The organism is Aggregatibacter sp. oral taxon 458 str. W10330 (assembly GCF_000466335.1).
GTDB lineage: Bacteria > Pseudomonadota > Gammaproteobacteria > Enterobacterales > Pasteurellaceae > Aggregatibacter.
The window spans coordinates 1,527-1,889 of sequence record NZ_KE952597.1; the positions used below are offsets into that span (position 1 = coordinate 1,527).

Here is a 363-nt window from a genome sequence, read left to right on the forward strand (position 1 = left end):
CAAATAAATCCTTCGCTTCCGCTATGTCTTTAACCTTCATTGTCTGCTCTAAATAACAACGACCAAGCCAAGATTGAGCATAGATTTGCTTTTGAATTCGTGTTTGCTCATCGGTCAGTTGTTCGGCAAGCTTGAGCCACTCTTGGTGGTACTCAATAGCTTGGGCAAATAAATCCTTCGCTTCCGCTATGTCTTTAACTTTCATTGCCTGCTCTAAATAACAACGACCAAGCCCAAATTGAGCATAGATTTGCTCTTGAATTCGTGTTTGTTCATCGGTCAGCTGTTCGGCAAGCTTGAGTCGTTCTTGGTTGTGCTCAACTGCTTGAGCAAATAAATCCTTCGCTTCCGCTATGTCTTTAA

1 protein-coding gene is annotated in these 363 nt (G+C 42.4%); it reads right to left on the reverse strand.

What is annotated here, in order from left to right; genetic code table 11:
* Nucleotides 1-363, reverse strand: a 363-nt coding sequence (locus tag HMPREF9065_RS09865) for a tetratricopeptide repeat protein (protein ID WP_021615419.1), incomplete at both ends; no start/stop codon positions are given.